Source organism: Paenibacillus sp. JJ-223 (assembly GCF_927798175.1).
Classification (GTDB): domain Bacteria; phylum Bacillota; class Bacilli; order Paenibacillales; family Paenibacillaceae; genus Paenibacillus; species Paenibacillus hubeiensis.
Window position 1 is genome coordinate 61,529 of sequence record NZ_CAKMMP010000019.1, and the last position, 18,893, is coordinate 80,421.

Below are 18,893 nucleotides of genomic sequence, written 5' to 3' on the forward strand. Positions count from 1 at the left end.
AGGCATATCCATGAACAAGAAGCGCCTGTCTCCCATCACGAGGCGGGCGTTTACCGTTTGCGCCAATGGAGTGGATCGGGAAGAAAAGAGGGAAGGTTTATGACAAATGTACAGACCGGGATGCCGCAGACAGCCTCCTATTGGGAGCAGTTGAAACAGGAGATCAAGGCGGCCGGACCCGGGCTGGGCATTGACGATATCGGTTTTGCATCGGCGGAGCCGTTTGTGTCGCTGAAGGCGATTCTGGAGCAGCACCGGGCCAAGGGTTATGAGTCGGGGTTCGAGGAGAAGGTTATTGAAAAAAGAGTACGTCCCGCGCTCGAGGGCAGCGAGCCGGCCTCGCTCATCGCGATTGCGGTCGCTTATCCGTCAAAGATGGTCAATCCGCCCAAGTCGGAACCGGGCGCATATCGCGGCATTCTGGCCCGCTCCGCATGGGGCAGGGATTACCATCACGTATTGCGCGAGGCGATGGACAAGCTGGTAAATTTCATCCGCGAGCGGGTACCGGAAGCGATCATCGAGAGTATGGTGGATACGGGCGTGCTTGTTGATCGCGCGGTATCCCAGCGGGCCGGCATCGGCTTCAGCGGCAAAAACTGCTCGATCATCTCGCCGAAATACGGCTCCTGGATCTACTTGGGCGAGCTGGTGACGAACATTCCGTTTCAGCCCGATACACCGGTTACCGAAGATTGCGGAGAATGCACGAAATGCATCGACGCCTGCCCGACAGGCGCGTTGGTCGGCCCTGGCCAACTGAATGCGCAGCGCTGCATTTCTTTTGTGACGCAGACCAAAGGTTTCGTGGATGAAGAGTTCATGCTAAAAATAGGCAACCGTCTGTACGGATGCGATACATGCCAGATCGTCTGTCCGAAGAATCGGGGCAAAAACTGGGATCACCATCCCGACCTGCAGCCCGATCCGGAGATTGTGAAGCCTTTGCTGCTGCCGCTGCTGGATATGGGCAACCGCGAATTCAAAGAGCGATTCGGGCATACTTCCGCCGCCTGGCGGGGGAGAAAGCCGATTCAGCGCAATGCGGTCATTGCACTGGGGAATTTCAAGGACCAAAGCGCCGTACCCAAACTCACCGAGGTGTTGAAGCGCGATCCGCGTCCGGAGCTGCGGGGAACCGCTGCCTGGGCGCTGGGAAGAATAGGAGGAGAAGAAGCCATGAGAGCGATTGGGGAAGCTGCTGCTTACGAACAAGATGGGAACGTGCTGGACATGCTGCAGAAGGCCAAGGAACGATTGACGTCGTCCGCGTCCTTACCCGAGAAGCCACATGCCAAGCAAGTGAGCGACCATAAACAAGAGGAAGGTGTGACAGGTCCGACCGCGGATAGTAATTCTGCAAATGGAAATGTCGCGCCGAAGGCCAAAACTGAAGCAGCAGCGTGGAAGCCTTCCGCAGTAACCGGTTTGCACGGCAAACCTATTTATTACGACGAGGTCGTTACCCCGATAGGCACGTTGACGTTGTGTGCTACCGAGAAGGGGCTGTGCCATGTCGATTTTGGAGCCTTTCATGTGAGAGAGGCGCATCTTCAACAATGGGCGCGCACCTGGATCGGTGAGTACCGTTACGAGAAGAACGATGACAAGCTGCGGGAGGCTGTAAGGCAGGTTGGCGAATATTTTGCGGGCGAACGACAAACGTTCGATCTGCCGCTCGATTTGCTCGGAACCCCGTTCCAGCTACAAGTATGGCAAGTCCTGTCCGATATATCTTATAGAGAAGCCTTATCACACGAACAGGTTGCTGAAGCGATCGGCAGGCCGAAGGCTGTTCGCGCCGTACTGGACGCGATCAGCAAAAATCCGGTGCCGATCATCATTCCATGTCACCGCATTAGCGGCAAGGACGGCACCCTGCTCGGTTATGTAGGCGGTCTGCAAACCAAGGAGCAATTGCTCGCATTGGAGACGCAATCGTAAGAGCGGGGGACATGCATGAAATATGTAAACGTGGAGAGCGTGGAAGCGGGCGAGATTTTGGGCAAAACGGTATATTCGGGCAACGGCATGGTGCTGTTGTCGGCCGGTGTCCAGCTCACCGTATTCATGGTCAGTACGCTCAAGCGTATCGGCGTGACCATGCTGTACATCCAGGATGAAGCATACCAAGATGTGGATACGGAAGACATACTGGATGAAGCCACGAAACGGGCCATCATTCAAGAGATGAGCGTAACGCTTGAAGCGGTGCGTTCGGGAAAGGAATGGAGCCCGAAAAAGATCGCCGTCAGCATCGACAAGCTGCTGAACGACGTGTTGAGCGGCCGCGAGCTGTTGGTACAGCTGACCGACATTCGCTCCAAGGACAATGCACAGTACATTCATGCAATGAACGTGTGTTTGCTGTCCTCGGTCATTGGGCTGAATATGGGGCTCAACTATAACCAGCTCAAGGACCTTGCCGTGGGCGCGTTGCTGCACGACATCGGCAAGGTAGCCGATGACCCGGGCGGCAGGTCTGCCGCCAACTCCTCTTTGCATCATACATGGCGGGGGTTCGAATTGATCAAAGCCAAGCGTGAGTTCAGCCTTCACACGGCCCATGTGGCATTGCAGCATCATGAGTGCGTTGACGGTTCGGGAATGCCCAGGGGCATCAAGGGCAAGGACATCCACACTTTCGCGAAAATCGTCGCGGTGGCGGACGTGTACGACAATGCCATCAACGGTTCTTCCGGACGGATGCTGCTGCCGCACGAGGCTTGCGAAGAAATGATGGCCATGTCGGGGCGCAGCTTGGACCGGGACGTGCTGATCGAGTTTAACCGGAATGTGTCCATCTATCCGAACGGAACGGCGGTGCGCCTGTCCACCAAGGAAACGGGCGTGATCGTCAAGCAGCATCGCGGGCTGCCGGGCAGGCCGGTCGTCCGCATTGCGCGCGGAAGCTCGCGATACGATCTGGATGTGGTCGAGGTGGACCTCGCCGTGCACACGACCGTGTTCATCGAAGCGGTGCTGGCCTAAGGCGGACGCGAATTCGCGCACTGAAATGCAGCTGGAAAATCCGTTTGCTCCATGCGTGCGGAAATGCTATGATACTTTCAGGAAAATCCGGACCGTGCATGCAGCAGGAATGGCTTGAAATGGCTTGAAACATCATGGTGCCGCACGGATCACGGGGCTTTCAGATTGCACATACAGAGGTGTCTAAGGATGGAAATTGTTATACCGATTATTACTCTGATTGTCGGTCTGGTCGGCGGATTTTTCATCGGGGTGTTTTATTTGCGCAAACAGCTCGAGAAAATGCAAAGCGATCCGGACATGCTTCAGAAGATGGCCAAGCAGATGGGCTACAACCTGAACGGCAAACAGATGCAGCGTGCCCAGCAAATGATGAAAAACCAAAAGCCTGGCATGAAACAGCCGCAGGCTCCGCAGCATCCTGCGCGTAAAACGTCAGGTCGCCGCAAATAATAGCAAGAAAAAGGGCTGCCCACCCGATGTCGTTTGAAAGGAGGCGTTTGGCAGTGGCTGGCGTTAAAGATTATGTGAATTCCAAAGTTATCGATAACCGGGAGAAGATCGAGTATCATATACAGCAGATTCTGAGCTTGATCGGTGAGGATACAACGCGTGAAGGGCTGCTTGAAACGCCTGCGCGCGTAACCCGGATGTATGAAGAAATTTTTGCGGGCTATGACGTTGATCCGCGCGAAGTGCTGGGCGTAACGTTTGACGAGAATCACGAGGAACTCGTCATCGTGAAGGATATCGTTTATTACAGCCAGTGCGAGCATCATATGGCTCCATTCTTCGGTAAGGTCCATATCGGATATGTGCCGAGCGGCAAAATCGTTGGCTTGAGCAAGCTCGCCCGCCTTGTGGAGGCGGTTACGCGCCGCCTGCAGGTTCAAGAGCGCATCACGTCCCAGATTGCCGACATCCTGAACGAAGTCGTGGAACCGCACGGCGTGATGGTCGTCGTGGAAGGCGAGCATCTGTGCATGTGTTCCCGCGGTGTCAAGAAACCTGGCAGCAAGACGGTGACGTCGGCGGTACGGGGTTCGTTCCGCAGCAATCAGGCCCAGCGTGCCGAGTTTCTTTCTTTGGTGAAAGAATAAGCCTAAGCCGTGCCGGACAAGCTGTCCTTGTACAGAGGGTATATCGTGCACAAGACCGCATTCCTTTCATGGAATGCGGTCTTGTTTTTGCATACAGGACCCGTTCTGTTCTTTTCGCCTCCCGATTGCCGGGTCCGGTAGACAACGATGGGCTGACCGCTCATCCCTGCTGGATTAATCACAGAAAGTGAAATACAATAAACAGGTCGTCAGGAATCGTTTGATCGGACGTGATTACATGAAATATCCGGAAAGTCGCTGCACGGGCTCCGTTACAAATGAATCCAATATGGCATCGATATCCTTGGTTGAGGGAGGTCCTCCTTCATCCACCGTTGGGGGAATGTAGATATGGAAATTTCGCAGCTTTCGAATCTTGCGACCAAGCCGGACGTTCAGTCCAAGCGGGATTACGCTTCTCGTTTGCGCATTTGGGAAACGCCGCTGCTGCGTGCCGGGAGCGACGTGCTCGAAGCGTTTGCCTGGGAGGAGCTGATGTGCCGACGCGTGGGTGAAGGACACGCTCCACTTGCCCATATATGGCGTCATCCCGATGCGTTCGTAGCAGGCTTGCGCGACCGCCGGCTGCCGCTGGCCGTGGAAGCGATGGAGCGCATCAGGAGCGGGGGAACCTCGGTGTGCGTTCGGCCATCCGGAGGAGCTGCGGTTCCATTGAATCCGGGGGTTGTGAATATTTCGCTTATGCTGCCCAATCCGGGGCGCGATATTAACATTCACGACGACTTCCGGGAGATGGCCTCCATCATTGCCGAGTCGCTGCATCCGTGGACACGAAATGCCCGTACGGGTGAGATTGAAGGGGCATTTTGTCCTGGTGAATACGACGTGAGCGTAGAAGGCATGAAGTTCTGCGGCATTGCCCAGCGCAGGCAGGCCAAGGCTTACATTATTACGGCTTTCATTATCGTCGAAGGGCAGGGCGATGCTTTGGTGCAACAAGTAAGCCGGTTTTACCGGGAGGCCTCGGGAGGTGCCAAGGAGGGTTACCCTGAGGTTCGGCCAGGTACGATGGCGAGCCTGCAGGAACTGGCCGGAGTCCCTTCGGCCGCCATGTACACGGCTGCATTGGTAAGGACGTTGCGGAGCCGTTATGCCGCAGCGGAATCCTTTCCTGTTCCAAGCGTGGATCGCATGGACGTGAAGCGGATGGCAGAGCAGATGAAAAAGCGTTACGATTAGTATCCTTCGTTTGCCTTGGAATCGAGGCTAGGAGATGATATGATGTGTTTTCGAGAGGAGAGTGCCAATATGGAAACATTGAGATATACGTACGAATACGAAGTCGTGTCGACCGGTGAGAAATCCGAGTTCAGTCAGATGGCGACCAGCAAGGAAGAAGCGGCATCGTTGATCGTGGCGCGCATTGCCGATTTGGAATTCACGAGCGAAGACGATATCAAGCTGGGCGACCTGATTGCGATCAGCAAACAAGTCGGCGATAACTATGTGGCGTGCGAGGGCTGTGCTTCCTAAGAAAGCAAGGCCATCCATCGATGATCTAAAGGCAAGCGTTTCGTCAGGAAACGGCTTGCCTTTTTTGCATATCGACCAAATCATGAGCTTCCTTCGTTAAGGGAGCATGCATTAATCGATATTGGCGATTTTCCATTGATCTTCTTTGACAAAGAAATAGGTTAATCCGCTGTTCTCCACATTCCCCTCTGAGTCTTGGAGGGCAAACCGGACGCCAACCTGAATTTGTACTCTGCCGTCCATAGTGACTTTCTTGATGGTATCCAAATCATAAAACATATATTGAACGTTTTGTTTATCAAAGAATACCGAATGACGGCTGTAGCTTTCATGCAAGTGTTCACCGAACTTCTCTTGATCTTGCGCGACAACCGCTTCAAGATTACTTTTCAGCTTGGTAATGATATCGTCATTGAAAAAGCTCTTTTTGAACGAATCAAAATCGATAAGTACCCCGGCCTCGAAGCCAGCCTCAGTCACATCATTGATCGTTCTTGTTGCAGCGTCGATCAACGTCTCGGTAGCTTCTGTAGGATGGTCCGCTTCTTTGGCTTGGCCCGTAAAAGTCTTGTTCGCAGAAGCTGCCTGGCTTGTTGGGTTGGCAGCTTCTTCTGCATTGGAGAGGGCCTCGGTATTTTCATCATTTGCACATGCGGATACAAGCAAGGCTCCTGCAATCCATGCAAACCATATGCTTCGCTTAAAAAATTTCAACAAATCGATCATCCTCCCTTAGGGATATAAACGCGAAGAACGAAATGGAAGTTACGCGTATAGAAACAAAAGGGAGAATGAAAAAGAGAGGTATCTCGGCAGGCACCTGCCCGAGATACCTCTCTTTGCCTTTGGCTTAATATGGTGGCCATAACAGCTTGCGTGCTGCCTCATAACGTTCGGCAGCGGCAGGCCAATACACGACGTTCCACCAGTCTTCGATATATTTCTTGCGCTCGTTCTGATGTTTCAAGTAATAAGCGTGTTCCCATACGTCGAGAGGGAGCAGCGGAACGATATCCATCTGCGAAAGGTTCTGGTGTTTCTCGGCTTGCAGTATTTCGAGTCTGTGGGCCCTCGGGCTCCAGACAAGCATGGCCCATCCGCCGCCTTCAACTTTGTTTGCGGCTTCCGTAAACTGGTTCTTGAATGCATCGTAGCTGCCGAAATCGCGTTTGATCTGCTCTGCGAGCATGCCGGATGGTTTGCCTCCGCCATGAGGGTTCATAATCGTCCAGAAGATGGTGTGCAGGTAATGCCCGGCCCCGTTAAACGCCAGCTCGCGCTCCCAGTGCTTGACTAATTCGAAATTGTTCTTTTTCCGCGATTCGGCCAGCTTTTTCTCGGCGGTATTCAGGCCGTCCACATAGGATTGGTGATGTTTGTCATGATGGATGCGCATCGTCGTTTCGTCGATGTACGGCTCCAGCGCATTATACGCATAAGGAAGCGGCGGCAAGGTATGGCCTCCAATGGGGACCGGCCTGGCTTGCACGGGCGTATGCGCAGTAACGTCGGATGCGGAGCCCGGGGAAGTCGAATCCGCGTCCATGCCGGGCGGGATGGATGGCGTAGAGCCTGCCGGCTGACCGGGCGGGGGAGAGGAGCTGCCTTTGGCCCCGGCAATGCCCGAATTTTCACTGCTGCGTAATTTCCCCGCTGCGCCTCCTGCATTTGCGATTTCCGCCTGGAGCAGCGAGGAAAGCGACTCTCCTTCGGCATCGCGCATGATGCCGGACTTGCCGAGCGTATCCAGAACGCCGAGAAAGTATTCCGATTCGCGAATAAAGTGCAGAATGGCGGTTTTGGCAGGCGGAGCGGCCAGTATAGCGGCGCTTTGCTCGAGCAGGGCATACAGTTGCCGAATAAACTCCCGGGATTGTGTGCTGGCCGTGTTTACCAAATCCTCGACGGCTCGCAGGATATAAGGATCTGGCGGGTGCGTCCCCGGCAACAGCTGTTTCAAAAGCCGGTTGGCGGCAGCCCCCGTGCTGGCAAAAGCGGCCTGCCATTCCCCAAGCAGCTTGACATAGGCGGGCTCAAGATCGGGAACAAGCGCCAGAATGATGATTGTATGCTCCTTCTCTTGTTCTTTCCAGAAACGAATTTCCTCCAGGATCCGCAGTGGAAGCAGCTTTCCATATTCATACCAGTTCATAACGGATTAAACCTCCTAATCACCGAATTTCGTCCCAAAAATATATTCGGATAACAGGCTGTCTTATGTATACGAAAAAAAAGAGCCCTCAAGAGGAACCCAAGAGGACTCGAATTTTCATGCAATTCCATGTTTCTGATGCATAGGCTTCAGTTGCGCTGATCGTCAATGGCTGCCGCCGGTATTCTGCACATCATCGTCGTCGGTGTTTGTGACATGGCTGAGGAATGTGGAGACGCGTCGCAAATATTCTTTTGGATGCTCGCGGAAAATCAGCTCATGGTGCGCTCCGTCAACAATCCATTCCTCCGAATTGGCATTCGACTGGTTGGCGGCGAGCAACTCCGCGATCGGGTAAGGCGCCTTCTCGTCTTCCGTTCCGTGAACGAAGAAGATCGGGAAGGGATAATCCTTCTTTTTGACTTCTTGGTACGGAATTTGCTGCAAGCCTGTGCCATTCAGGACAGGGAACAGCAGGTTCAAAATTTCCAGCGTCGGCTGGCGCGGCAGGTCAATTTGATTATGGATATTATGGTATAGCGTATCCGGTTCCAGCAGAAACGTGCTGTCCAATATCATGGCGTCGACGTCCTGGGTTAACAGCCCTGCCTGCAATGCCGTACCCGCTCCCATCGAAAATCCCCATACGACGATTTCCTGGGCACCGCGCTGTTTGGCGAATTGGATCGCTCCGAGCAATTGCTTGGATTCCGCCTTGCCGCCCGTAGCGACGGCTTTGTTGACCTGGGAGGCAAAACCATAATCGAACATCACCACGTTGAACCCAAGCTGATGGGCATAATGCGCCAAATCGTACATGGGCACCCAGGTTTCCTCCCGGTTGGCTCCGTATCCATGGCTGAAGATGATCGTTTTGTTCACGTCGGCGTCGGCAGGAATGTACCAGCCTTGCATGATGCGGCTTCCGTCGACAGCCGGGAACGTGATGTCTTCGTATTTCATGTTTTTGGCCTGCATCGGATTGGAAAAGACGGGGGCTACCGTAGGGTTGGACAGCACCCAAGCGATGTAGCCGTGAAGCGCGATGAAGCAAAATAACAGAAAAAATACAACGGAGAGCAGCAACGCCACGATAATATGTTTAAGCCGGATCAGCCTCGGAGACAGCGAAGAGGGCAGATCGGAAACTTTCGTTTGCAGCGGGGCCTCGCTCTGGGATGTCGGAAACATACATGCCCCTCCTTTGTTGAATCGGCTAAAGATGACGACTAATTCTCACTGACGATCATTTTCTCCAAAACTGCCCGCCGCCGGATTACTGGGGCGCAGAGGAGGAAAGAGTCAGATTATGTCGACATGACAAGTTCGGTTCCGTGAAAAAAACAGAGTTGGACGGTTATACTTATACCATTCAGGCATAAGCGAAAATATGAATTCGCTTTCGGAAAGTTATTCCAATAGGAACGAGAAAATGTGGAAACGCTCGTTCTTTTCCTCTTTGTGATGGCGAATAGACTTTTTTATTATCGTATGTTCCACCATAGCCAATGTCAATTCTTCAGGCGTATTTGTTACCTAATTGTTATATAGTTCTTTAGATGCATGGTTATTATTTCCTTTGAGTGCAAAATACAGGGGATGAAGTCTGATAACCTAGACCCCACGATACTTCTTCCGGTTCGAATTTAACGGGCATCGGTTTACAGATGGAATCGTTTCTCATATAATTTATGTAACCGAGTTTCATGTGATGAAACATGAGGAGGGCATTCTGCCATGGAGGACCGAAAGTTAACCGTCCGGGCTGTAGAACGGGCGCTGGATATATTATTGTGTTTTACGACCCGCAGCGATCTGGGATTGACCGAAATCGCCAGCCAGATCGGATTGCATAAGAGCACCGTGCATCGTCTCATGGCTACCCTGGAAGACCGGGGATTTGTGATCCGCGATGCGGCGACCGAGAAATACAGACTCGGCATTCGCATTTGGGAACTATCCGCGCATATGTCCCGGAGCGACGATCCCGCCATTTTGCTGCTGCCGGCGATGGAACGGCTGAGAGATCGGCTCGGGGAGACGGTGAGCTTGTATCTGCGCGACGGTGCCGAACGGATTCGGATACAGGCCGTACAGAGCGATCAGGCGATCCGCCGGGTGGCTCCCGTTGGCGCAAGGCTGCCGTTGTCCGTAGGGGCTTCCAGCAAGGTGCTGATGGCTTTTGCAAGCGAGGAAGACCGGGAAGAACTGATGAACGGCCCGGAATGGCCCGTATTCATCGATCCGCAGGCGTATTTGGCGCAGATGGCGGATATTCGGGACGCCGGCTACGCCACAAGTTACGAAGAGCGCGAACCGGGGGCCGCGGCGGTGTCCGTGCCCATTATGGGCCGGGATGGCCGGATCGCAGCCGCGTTGTCCGTATCGGGGCCTGTCAGCCGCCTTTCCCAGGAGACGCTCCATGAGTATGCTCCGGTCCTGAAAGAAGCCGCCGCGCAGATGGGACTTATGCTGGCCTGATCCGAAACGGCATTTTGGAAAATAAGGTTGTTTTTCCGCCATGTTTAGGCTAATCTGTAATGGACAGCCCAAGACATGGGCTGACTGAACTGAATAGGACGCAGCGGCAAAGTTGCCGCTAGCCGTCAAACGTTACTGGGGGAGTCCGAATTGTCCGGACTGAGACGGAATCGCATGAGATTCCGGACCCTTAGCACCTGATCTGGATCATGCCAGCGTAGGGAAGTAATCGGCGAAACAACGACGAGCATCGTCAATATGCCTTGAGTGAAGCTCCCCTGTGGGTAGACTTGCCGTGGCACGTTTGGCGATGAAGGATAAAGCCGGTTCCCTGGGGGAACCGGCTTTTTTAATGCAGTATCCGAGAAATCATCGCATCTCCGTGGCGTTCCGACAAGGTGGAGATGTGTGATGCGGCGGCCATGGTTGCCATGTTCCCGCCCGCCCTGGAGCTGTATCCGTGCTTTTGAATTCGCCCGTGCTGTACTTCCTTCATGCTTGGCCTGATGAGCAGGTGCGCAGAATGAGCAATGCCGGACCATACCATGAGGAGGAGAATGAGCGATGAGCACAGGACACGAAACAGCGGGACAGGAAAACCATCGGGATACGGAAAAAGAAAGCACGGGGCGGCTGCGGCCTTTTCCGGGCAGCCGCAAGGTATACATTCAGGGCTCGCGACCGGACCTGTTGGTCCCCGAACGCGAAATTGCCCTTCATGACACAAGCACTCCCCAAGGGGTGGAGCATAACGAACCGCTCCGCGTGTACGATACGAGCGGTCCGATGACCGATCCGGATTATGAGGCGGACATCCGGACGGGCCTGCCCGCGCTGCGCAGACAGTGGATTACGGAGCGCGAGGACGTAGAATCGTACGAAGGCCGGACGATTAAGCCGGAGGACAACGGCTTGAAGCCGGGCAGCACAAGAGCTGGAGCCGAGACGTATCCCGGCGTTACCGGGAAACCGCTGCGGGCACGGGAAGGGCGATGCGTGACGCAGATGCACTATGCGCGGAGAGGCATCATTACGCCCGAGATGGAATTCGCGGCCATCCGCGAAGGCGTGGAGCCTGAATTCGTACGGCAGGAGCTGGCCAGCGGCCGAGCCATTTTGCCTTCCAATATCAATCATCCGGAGAGCGAACCGATGATGATCGGACGCCATTTTCACGTCAAAATCAATGCCAACATCGGCAATTCGGCCGTATCGTCTTCCATTGAGGAAGAGGTCGAGAAGATGACCTGGGCCGTCCGTTGGGGAGCGGATACGGTGATGGATCTGTCCACGGGCAAAGACATTCACACCACCCGCGAATGGATCATCCGCAATTCGCCGGTACCGATCGGCACGGTGCCGCTCTATCAGGCATTGGAAAAGGTCGGAGGGGAGGCGGAGGCGCTGACGTGGGAGCTGTACCGCGACACGCTGATCGAGCAGGCCGAGCAGGGCGTGGACTACTTTACGATTCATGCGGGCGTGCTGCTCCGCTATATTCCGATGACTGCCAAACGGATGACCGGCATCGTGTCACGGGGCGGATCGATCATGGCGGCCTGGTGTCTGGCGCATCATCAGGAAAATTTCCTGTACACCCATTTCGAAGAAATCTGCGAGATCATGAAGCGGTATGACGTCGCCTTTTCGCTGGGAGACGGCCTTCGTCCGGGCAGCATTTATGATGCCAATGACGAAGCGCAGATGGCGGAACTCGCGACGCTGGGGGAATTGACCCAGATCGCCTGGAAGCATGACGTGCAGGTGATGATTGAGGGTCCTGGACACGTGCCAATGCACAAAATCAAGGAAAACGTGGACTTGCAAATGGAGATTTGCCAGGAAGCGCCGTTCTACACGCTCGGCCCGCTGACCACGGACATTGCGCCGGGGTACGACCATATTACGTCGGCCATCGGGGCGGCCATGATCGGCTGGTTCGGTACATCCATGCTCTGTTACGTTACGCCGAAGGAGCATCTCGGCTTGCCGAACAAGGACGATGTGCGCGAAGGCGTCATCGCCTACAAAATCGCAGCCCATGCCGCCGATCTGGCGAAAGGACATCCGCGTGCGCAGCGCCGGGACGACGCGCTTTCCAAAGCACGCTTCGAATTCCGCTGGCGCGACCAGTTCAACCTGTCGCTCGACCCTGAACGCGCCATGTCCTACCACGACGAAACACTGCCTGCCGAAGGAGCGAAGCAGGCGCATTTCTGTTCGATGTGCGGACCGAAGTTCTGCAGCATGCGCATTACGCAGGATATCCGTGCATTTGCCGCGGAGAAGGGATTGTCGGAACAAGAGGCGGTTGCCGCAGGCATGCAGGAAAAGGCCGAAGAATACCGGATGCGCTCATAATGCCGGCCTTCTTGCGCGGTTGTCCGCGAATCCGTTAAATTGGCGTTATTGTCTGTCCGCAACAAAACGGACAGGAGGAGAAGCAAAACAGCAAAAAGCAGTTCATCTCCCTATCTTGGGGAATGAACTGCTTTTTTGCATGTCATGCATCACAAGCCGGACTTTAGCTGCATATTCAATTCCCGTTGCAAATACGGTGCCAGAACGGAAAGGGGACTGTGCACGGTTATGCCGCTAGCCATCGTTACCCGTGCTGCCGCCGGAGCCATGGACAACTGGGCGGCAATCGGCGTCCAACCCGGATATCGTTCGGCATGCCGCATCAATCCCGCCTGAACGGCTGCCGCGTAACCTTCGCGGTCTCCGCGCATAATCAGCTCGAACGTGCCTGGCAGCAATACGCTCTTGGCTTGAAGGGCATGATTTGACGCGTGATGTTCCTCCTCCGGCTGTAAATGGCGCAAAAAGCGGTCCATCGTTCCTTGGACGGTGGCTGGGTTGGTGAAGGCGAGCAAATAGGGCTTCGGCTGGCGCTGCATCATCGATAACAAGGGATCGTCGATGCCGATCACGGGAATGGAGGCGGGCAGGGTCTCCTGGTCCAGAACGGCCGTGAAGAGCGTGCAGGTGACGAGAATGGCATCGGCATGGCATCGTGCGATCCATTCCATCGTGCGGGCTACTTTGTCGCGGACGGTGTTTTCGTTGAAGCCTGCGTCGCTTTTGATCCGGTCTAGTCCCGGATCGACGTAGTGCACCAGTTCGACGTCATAGGCAGCCAGCGCCTCCTCGATGAGTGCAATGTTGGAATAATGGGCATGAAAGCAAGCGATGGTCATCATGAGGCATTCCCCTTTAGGATTGTTGCGGGAACCGTGTGAAGGAGCCGCGAACGTTTTAGCCCATTATAGAAACAGGGAGGGGGAATGTACAGCATTATCGCATGGATGGGGAGGCATTCTTTTTGGCCATTTTTTGCTGCAAAATGTCGTGGAAGGTCAACTCTTGGGTATCCCGGTTTTCTTTTTTCGGAGCGTTGACCGCTGCATTTCGCGGATACTGGTGATGGTATGGGATCATTTGCTGAATAGGCATGCGGATCATTCGGGTTCCTCCTTTTTGAGAACAGGTTATATGTAATATAAATATGATGATTTCAGAGCATGTTGATTGTTGTTTGCAAAATAGGCATATATGACTTGTTAGATGAAACAAGGGTGTGTAATGAACCTTTCCAAATCGGAATGTAGTGATTTTAACCCGATTTTCGAAATTGTAAACATTTTTAGCGATATTCAGGAGTAAAGGACCGTATATTAGGGGCGGTATATGGGAGCATGGGGCGGGGGGGTGTGCGGATAGTCCCGATCAAGCAAGACCAAAATGGGTCGAAAATAAGTCGTTTTGTCTGGTTGCATAGAAGGGGATAAGCGAACGAAATTGGTTCAATGGTCTGTAGGTACGGATAACAGAAGAACGGAAGAAGTGGGCGGCAGGGAATAGGGGAAATGAAAACCGAATCGCATCATCGATGTGCAGGAAGGCGCACGCAAGGTGGGCGGGCAAACATAAAAAAAGCTGCCGGGACCCTTCCCGACAGCAAGCATGTTCACTATATTGCAGCCAAGTTATGAGCGTGGCCGGAAGGCGATGTACAGTTCCGCCTGCATGTTCAGGGGATCGAGACTGCGTTCATCGTACAGCTCGAAGTCCCCGGTAAACGTGCGTTCGTCCCGGTTGTTCCAAGCCCATACAGCCCCCCAGGCTTCGCTGACCACTTCGGCCATGGGGCCTGTTCTGGTTGCAAATACAGCGTATGTCGCGGGCGGGATTTCAATGACTTCCAGATGGGGCGGCAGTGCATCGCCCGGTGCCAGTTCATGTCCAACCAGAATCGTGTATTCTCCGAGAACTCCATCCGCATAATCCGTGTAGCAGCCATAACGAGGCGTCGTGGCAGCAGGAAGGTCAGGCAAGCTCCAGTAACGCTCCCACAGCGCTTGTATGCTGCCTTTGCCGCTCATCTCCACGCCATTGCTGGTTCTGGCGGTGACGCCGGCTAACCGTTTCGCTGGCAGGGTGACATACGTGACAGGCTGTGCCGAGGGAGATGCGTTATGCTCCTGCTTCAATTCGGCAGACGTCATCCCGGCTTGCGCGGATGCACTCCATCGTTTCAGGAAGGGAAGCTGATGGCGAAGCATCGATCGCGCGGACGGCTCGTCCATGCCTTCCTGAACGAGAATTGCGGTGCACATCTCAATCATGCCGTCCAGCGATATGTCCGGCTGCTCGAAACGCCCCTCCTTATAACAATAGATGCAATACTCGCTGGTGCTTTTCCCATCCATTTCGGTGCCCCACTGGGCAGCATTGCCGAGCGGCATTCCGCAGCTTTGACATACAGTCATGTTCATTGTAGTTCCTCCTTGTTTTTCTTCTATCGATCAGTCATAACCGAAGTATAAACGGAGGAACTGGACAGCTATCTGTCAAGTTTGCGGAGGGTTGGCATAATTTTGGGCGATCTGCACGGCGATCCGGCGTATGTGCTCGCGAATGTGAGGCGGCTCCAACACTTCGACGTCAGCTCCGAAGCTCAGGATGAAGCCATATAACCAGTTGTCTTCCGGGAACGCGACCTGGCTGATATAGTATCCTTGGCCATCCGGAACGACGTTTTCGATGCCGAACCATTCTTCGGCGGTATGCCGTGCCCGTGCATGGAAGCGGAGCGTGAGCCCCGTCTGGTTATCCGGAGCGGTCCATTCCTGCTGCCAGGGTTTGTCCTGCGGCTGAACGGGCCTGCGTTCGAAGCGGCCTTCAGCCAGCGCGACATCCCGCATGCGGACCAGCTTAAACATGCGAAAATCGTCGCGTTCATGGCAGAAGGCATACAGGTACCAGGAATGCCTTTTGAGCACCAGCGTGTGGGGATCGACCGTCCTGTGCGAATGGACGCCCTCTGCGCTGCAATATGTAAACGTGATGGAACGCAGCTGGTCGATGCCTTGCTCGATATGCCGCAATTTCTGCTGCAGCGCCTCGGAGTAAGTCCATGTGGAATAATCCACGATGAACCGGCTCGTATTGGCCTGAAAATCCCCGTTTCGGGATGCCGGCACGATGCTGCTCAGCTTCTCCATCAACAGATCGCGTGCCGTACTGGCATGGGCCGTCGAGACGCTCCGCAGCGCGGTTACGATCGAAGCCAGATCCTGATCGGTGAGCACGTTCCGGTCCAAACGATAACCTTCGGCCAGCCCGATGCCCCCGCTCGCTCCCTGATAGGTTACTACCGGAATGCCTGCCTGGCCCAGCGTATCAATGTCGCGGTAAATCGTACGAACGGACACCTCGAACGTGTCGGCCAAGTCTTTGGCCTGCACCCGGCCCCGATTGATTAACAATACTACGATGGCTAACAGTCGATCCAGTTTCATACATCTTTTCCTTTCCGAAGATTCAATGATCCAGCCAGTTGTGTTATATTGTTGAGCATCACATACATGGAGTGGAGTAAGCAATGAAGCGGATTACGATATTGGTTGCCGACGACGAAGTGGAGATTGCGGACCTGGTGTCCCTGCACCTCCAAAAAGAAGGATACCACACGATCAAGGCGTTCGACGGAAAAAGTGCCATTCAAGCGATTCAGACGCAAACGGTCGATTTGGCCATTTTGGATATCATGATGCCCGGCATGGACGGTTATGAGGTAACTCGCAAAATTCGCGAGCAGCATCATTTGCCGATCATTTTTTTAAGCGCCAAAACATCGGATATGGATAAAATTACGGGACTTGTCATGGGCGGGGATGACTATATGACCAAACCTTTCAATCCAATGGAATTGGTTGCGCGCGTGAACTCACAGCTGCGCCGTTTCCTGCAATTCAGCCAGGCTGCACCCGTCAACCGTTCGGTATTGGAGATGGGCGGGCTGGTCATCATGCCTGATCAGCATCGCGTCACGCTGTATGGCAAAGAGGTTGATTTGACGCCGAAGGAATTCGACATCCTGTATCTGCTCGCCAGCCATCCGAAACAGGTATTCAGCGCGGAAAGCATCTTTGAGCAAGTTTGGGGAGAAGCCTATTACGAGAGCGGCAACACGGTGATGGTGCATATACGGACATTGCGCAAAAAACTCGGCGAAGAGATGGACAAAAACAAGTTTATCAAAACGATCTGGGGCGTGGGGTACACCTTTAATGAATAATCAAAAAAAACAAAGAAGCTTTCGCACCACGATGATCATGCTGCTCGGCCGGAGCATGCTTGTTTCGGGCGCGATTACCTACGGGGTGTACAAGCTGCTTCAGTGGTATTATTCCGGCGTCCGTGCAGAGGATACGTTGGCCGATTACCGGCGTTTCATGAAAAGCGTGGGGGATATTTATTTTTTCATGATTTTGTTTATCCCGCTGGCGATTCTGTTTTTCTTCTGGTTCACAAGGTCTTACGTCTCCCATTTCAAGGAGATTTCGGAGGGAATACGTCATCTGGCCAATGGCGATTTTCAGCATCGCGTCCGGATTTCGTCCAAGGACGAGCTCGGGGCAATCGCGGAGGACGTGAACTTGGCCAGCCAAAAGCTGCGCGATGCCGTGGAACGCGGCGATTTTGCCGAAAGCAGCAAAGACCAGCTCGTGGTCAATCTGGCGCATGACCTGCGGACTCCGCTGACTTCCATTCTCGGTTATCTGGATCTGTTGATGAAGGATGATCAATTGACGGAGGAGCAGGCCAAACATTATACCTCCATTGCTTTCACCAAATCGCGGCGCTTGGAAAAGCTCATCGACGGGCTGTTCGAGATCACCCGAATGAATTACGGCATGCTGCCGATCAACAAGCAGAGACTGGATCTGAGCGAGCTGCTGCGTCAAATGAACGAAGAGATGTATCCCGTTTTCGAGAAAAATCACTTGACCTCCAGGCTGGACATCGAACCCGATCTGATCGTGCATGGGGACGGAGAAGTGCTGGCCCGCGTATTCGAAAATTTGCTCATGAATGCTGCCCGCCACGGCAGGGACGGATTATACGTAGATATTCGCGGCCGTACGGAAGGCGAGCAGGTGGTCATTCAGGTCGTTAACTATGGGGACAGCATCCACCCCGAAGATTTGCCTCACATTTTCGATATGTATTACAGGGGGGATCGGGCGAGAACGCTGCAGGAGGGCAGTACGGGGCTGGGGCTGTTTATCGCCAGAAATATCGTGGAACAGCATGACGGAGTCATCTCCGTGCATAGCGATGTGATTCACACGGCATTCGAAATTCGCTTGCCTGTTTTAAAGTAAGATCGGCGATTTAAGAAAAACTTTATTTTTGCCGCACTTTTTCTTAAATTGTTTCCACTATTCTTGGTATTACGAGAGAAGGGGGAACAACGTAATGAAAAAGTGGGGCTTTTTGATCGTCCTGATTGCGCTGGGGTATATTTTTCTTCGCTCTTCCGTGGCGATGCCCGACCCGGATCAAACGGGAGTGCCCGTCATGGAGCTGGGAGAAGCCGTGGACGGCTGGAGTGCTCCTGGACGGGAGATAACCCTGGATTTGCGGAACGACGTTTATCAAGGGGACTTGCTGCTCGTGAACAAGGAATATCCGGTACATGCCGAAGGCGTGCGTAAGGATATTGTCCGTTTGGCGGACGAGCGTGACTTGGATCGAGGATACGGGATTCTTGATCGGGACATTCAACTGTCGCGCAAGGTGGCAGAGGCGTTCCGGCAGATGGTTGAAGCAGCGGGAGAAGAGGGTGTGAGGTATTTCCTGATCAGCAGCGGCTACCGGGGGTTCGATAAACAACAACAACTCTATGAGGAAAAGGGTTCCGATTACGCGCTTCCCGCCGGTCACAGCGAGCATAACCTGGGCCTTTCGCTGGATATCGGCTCGTCGCTGGGTGCGATGAGTGAAGCGCCGGAGGGTGCCTGGCTGCAGGAAAACGCGTGGAAATACGGCTTCATTCTGCGGTACCCCAAAAATAAGGTGAACATCACGGGCATTCAATACGAACCATGGCACTTTCGGTATGTAGGGCTTCCGCATAGCGCGATCATGCACCACAAAGACCTTGTGCTGGAGCAGTATCTGGAGCTGCTTCGGGAAGAGAAACGGATTGGGGTCGAATTGGATGGCATACATTACAGCGTAACGTATTATCCGGCCACGTCAAATGCCAATGTATTCATTCCCGAGAAGGGCGAATATGAGATATCGGGGGATAACATGGATGGCGTCATTGTGACGACCAGCAACGAAGAGCAGTAGAGCTGACATGAACGCAAGGTAAGGAG

18 protein-coding genes and 1 riboswitch are annotated in these 18,893 nt (G+C 53.9%); of the genes, 11 read left to right on the forward strand and 7 right to left on the reverse strand.

The window, feature by feature from the left end; all coding sequences use genetic code 11:
- Positions 1 to 99 precede the first annotated feature (99 nt).
- The 6 genes from queG (at position 100) to L6H98_RS26970 (ending at position 5,585) form a co-directional block, all read left to right on the forward strand.
- Positions 100 to 1,944: a tRNA epoxyqueuosine(34) reductase QueG gene (gene queG / locus L6H98_RS26945; protein WP_236420783.1), complete on the forward strand. Its 1,845-nt coding sequence runs from the start codon at positions 100 to 102 to the stop codon at positions 1,942 to 1,944.
- A 15-nt stretch (positions 1,945 to 1,959) separates the two neighbouring features.
- Complete coding sequence (locus L6H98_RS26950) at positions 1,960 to 2,991, forward strand: HD domain-containing phosphohydrolase (protein ID WP_236420784.1); 1,032 nt, start codon at positions 1,960 to 1,962, stop codon at positions 2,989 to 2,991.
- 189 nt (positions 2,992 to 3,180) lie between these two features.
- On the forward strand, positions 3,181 to 3,444 hold the full coding sequence (locus tag L6H98_RS26955) for a YneF family protein (RefSeq protein WP_236420785.1): 264 nt from the start codon (positions 3,181 to 3,183) through the stop codon (positions 3,442 to 3,444).
- Between the two features lie 53 nt (positions 3,445 to 3,497).
- Complete coding sequence (gene folE, locus L6H98_RS26960) at positions 3,498 to 4,091, forward strand: GTP cyclohydrolase I FolE (RefSeq protein ID WP_236420786.1); 594 nt, start codon at positions 3,498 to 3,500, stop codon at positions 4,089 to 4,091.
- 351 nt (positions 4,092 to 4,442) lie between these two features.
- Positions 4,443 to 5,291 (forward strand): lipoate--protein ligase family protein, encoded by an 849-nt coding sequence (locus tag L6H98_RS26965; RefSeq protein WP_236420787.1) that lies wholly within the window; start codon positions 4,443 to 4,445, stop codon positions 5,289 to 5,291.
- A 69-nt stretch (positions 5,292 to 5,360) separates the two neighbouring features.
- Complete coding sequence (locus L6H98_RS26970) at positions 5,361 to 5,585, forward strand: hypothetical protein (RefSeq protein WP_236420788.1); 225 nt, start codon at positions 5,361 to 5,363, stop codon at positions 5,583 to 5,585.
- Positions 5,586 to 5,696: 111 nt separating this feature from the next.
- Here the strand turns inward: L6H98_RS26970 and L6H98_RS26975 are convergent, their stop codons facing one another.
- From L6H98_RS26975 to L6H98_RS26985, 3 genes are all read right to left on the reverse strand, one after another.
- Complete coding sequence (locus tag L6H98_RS26975) at positions 5,697 to 6,311, reverse strand: hypothetical protein (protein ID WP_236420789.1); 615 nt, start codon at positions 6,309 to 6,311, stop codon at positions 5,697 to 5,699.
- A 124-nt stretch (positions 6,312 to 6,435) separates the two neighbouring features.
- Entirely contained in the window at positions 6,436 to 7,737 is a 1,302-nt protein-coding gene (locus L6H98_RS26980; protein WP_236420790.1) for a Fe-Mn family superoxide dismutase, read from the reverse strand.
- Positions 7,738 to 7,902: 165 nt separating this feature from the next.
- Entirely contained in the window at positions 7,903 to 8,928 is a 1,026-nt protein-coding gene (locus L6H98_RS26985; protein WP_236420791.1) for an alpha/beta fold hydrolase, read from the reverse strand.
- Between the two features lie 546 nt (positions 8,929 to 9,474).
- Between L6H98_RS26985 and L6H98_RS26990 the strand changes: the two genes are divergently transcribed.
- Complete coding sequence (locus tag L6H98_RS26990) at positions 9,475 to 10,218, forward strand: IclR family transcriptional regulator (protein ID WP_236420792.1); 744 nt, start codon at positions 9,475 to 9,477, stop codon at positions 10,216 to 10,218.
- Between the two features lie 127 nt (positions 10,219 to 10,345).
- Positions 10,346 to 10,459, forward strand: a riboswitch (TPP riboswitch).
- Between the two features lie 323 nt (positions 10,460 to 10,782).
- The gene (gene thiC / locus L6H98_RS26995; protein WP_236420793.1) at positions 10,783 to 12,579 is read left to right on the forward strand and encodes a phosphomethylpyrimidine synthase ThiC; all 1,797 of its coding nucleotides are present in this window, start codon (positions 10,783 to 10,785) and stop codon (positions 12,577 to 12,579) included.
- A 149-nt stretch (positions 12,580 to 12,728) separates the two neighbouring features.
- Here thiC and L6H98_RS27000 read toward each other — a convergent pair whose 3' ends face one another.
- From L6H98_RS27000 to L6H98_RS27015, 4 genes are all read right to left on the reverse strand, one after another.
- Positions 12,729 to 13,421 (reverse strand): hypothetical protein, encoded by a 693-nt coding sequence (locus L6H98_RS27000; protein WP_236420794.1) that lies wholly within the window; start codon positions 13,419 to 13,421, stop codon positions 12,729 to 12,731.
- A 94-nt stretch (positions 13,422 to 13,515) separates the two neighbouring features.
- Entirely contained in the window at positions 13,516 to 13,683 is a 168-nt protein-coding gene (locus L6H98_RS27005; protein WP_236420795.1) for a hypothetical protein, read from the reverse strand.
- Positions 13,684 to 14,207: 524 nt separating this feature from the next.
- Complete coding sequence (locus L6H98_RS27010; RefSeq protein WP_236420796.1) at positions 14,208 to 14,996, reverse strand: zinc ribbon domain-containing protein; 789 nt, start codon at positions 14,994 to 14,996, stop codon at positions 14,208 to 14,210.
- A 75-nt stretch (positions 14,997 to 15,071) separates the two neighbouring features.
- Positions 15,072 to 16,022 (reverse strand): YafY family protein, encoded by a 951-nt coding sequence (locus L6H98_RS27015; protein ID WP_236420797.1) that lies wholly within the window; start codon positions 16,020 to 16,022, stop codon positions 15,072 to 15,074.
- An 83-nt stretch (positions 16,023 to 16,105) separates the two neighbouring features.
- On the opposite strand from L6H98_RS27015, the gene L6H98_RS27020 reads away from it, so the two are divergent.
- The 3 genes from L6H98_RS27020 to L6H98_RS27030 all read left to right on the forward strand — a co-directional run bounded on the left by L6H98_RS27020 (position 16,106) and on the right by L6H98_RS27030 (position 18,867).
- Entirely contained in the window at positions 16,106 to 16,801 is a 696-nt protein-coding gene (locus tag L6H98_RS27020) for a response regulator transcription factor (RefSeq protein WP_236420798.1), read from the forward strand.
- Entirely contained in the window at positions 16,794 to 17,891 is a 1,098-nt protein-coding gene (locus tag L6H98_RS27025) for a HAMP domain-containing sensor histidine kinase (RefSeq protein ID WP_236420799.1), read from the forward strand. The genes L6H98_RS27020 and L6H98_RS27025 overlap by 8 nt, the downstream gene beginning before the upstream one ends.
- Before the next feature lie 94 nt (positions 17,892 to 17,985).
- On the forward strand, positions 17,986 to 18,867 hold the full coding sequence (locus L6H98_RS27030; RefSeq protein WP_236420800.1) for a M15 family metallopeptidase: 882 nt from the start codon (positions 17,986 to 17,988) through the stop codon (positions 18,865 to 18,867).
- The last annotated feature ends 26 nt before the right edge of the window (positions 18,868 to 18,893 follow it).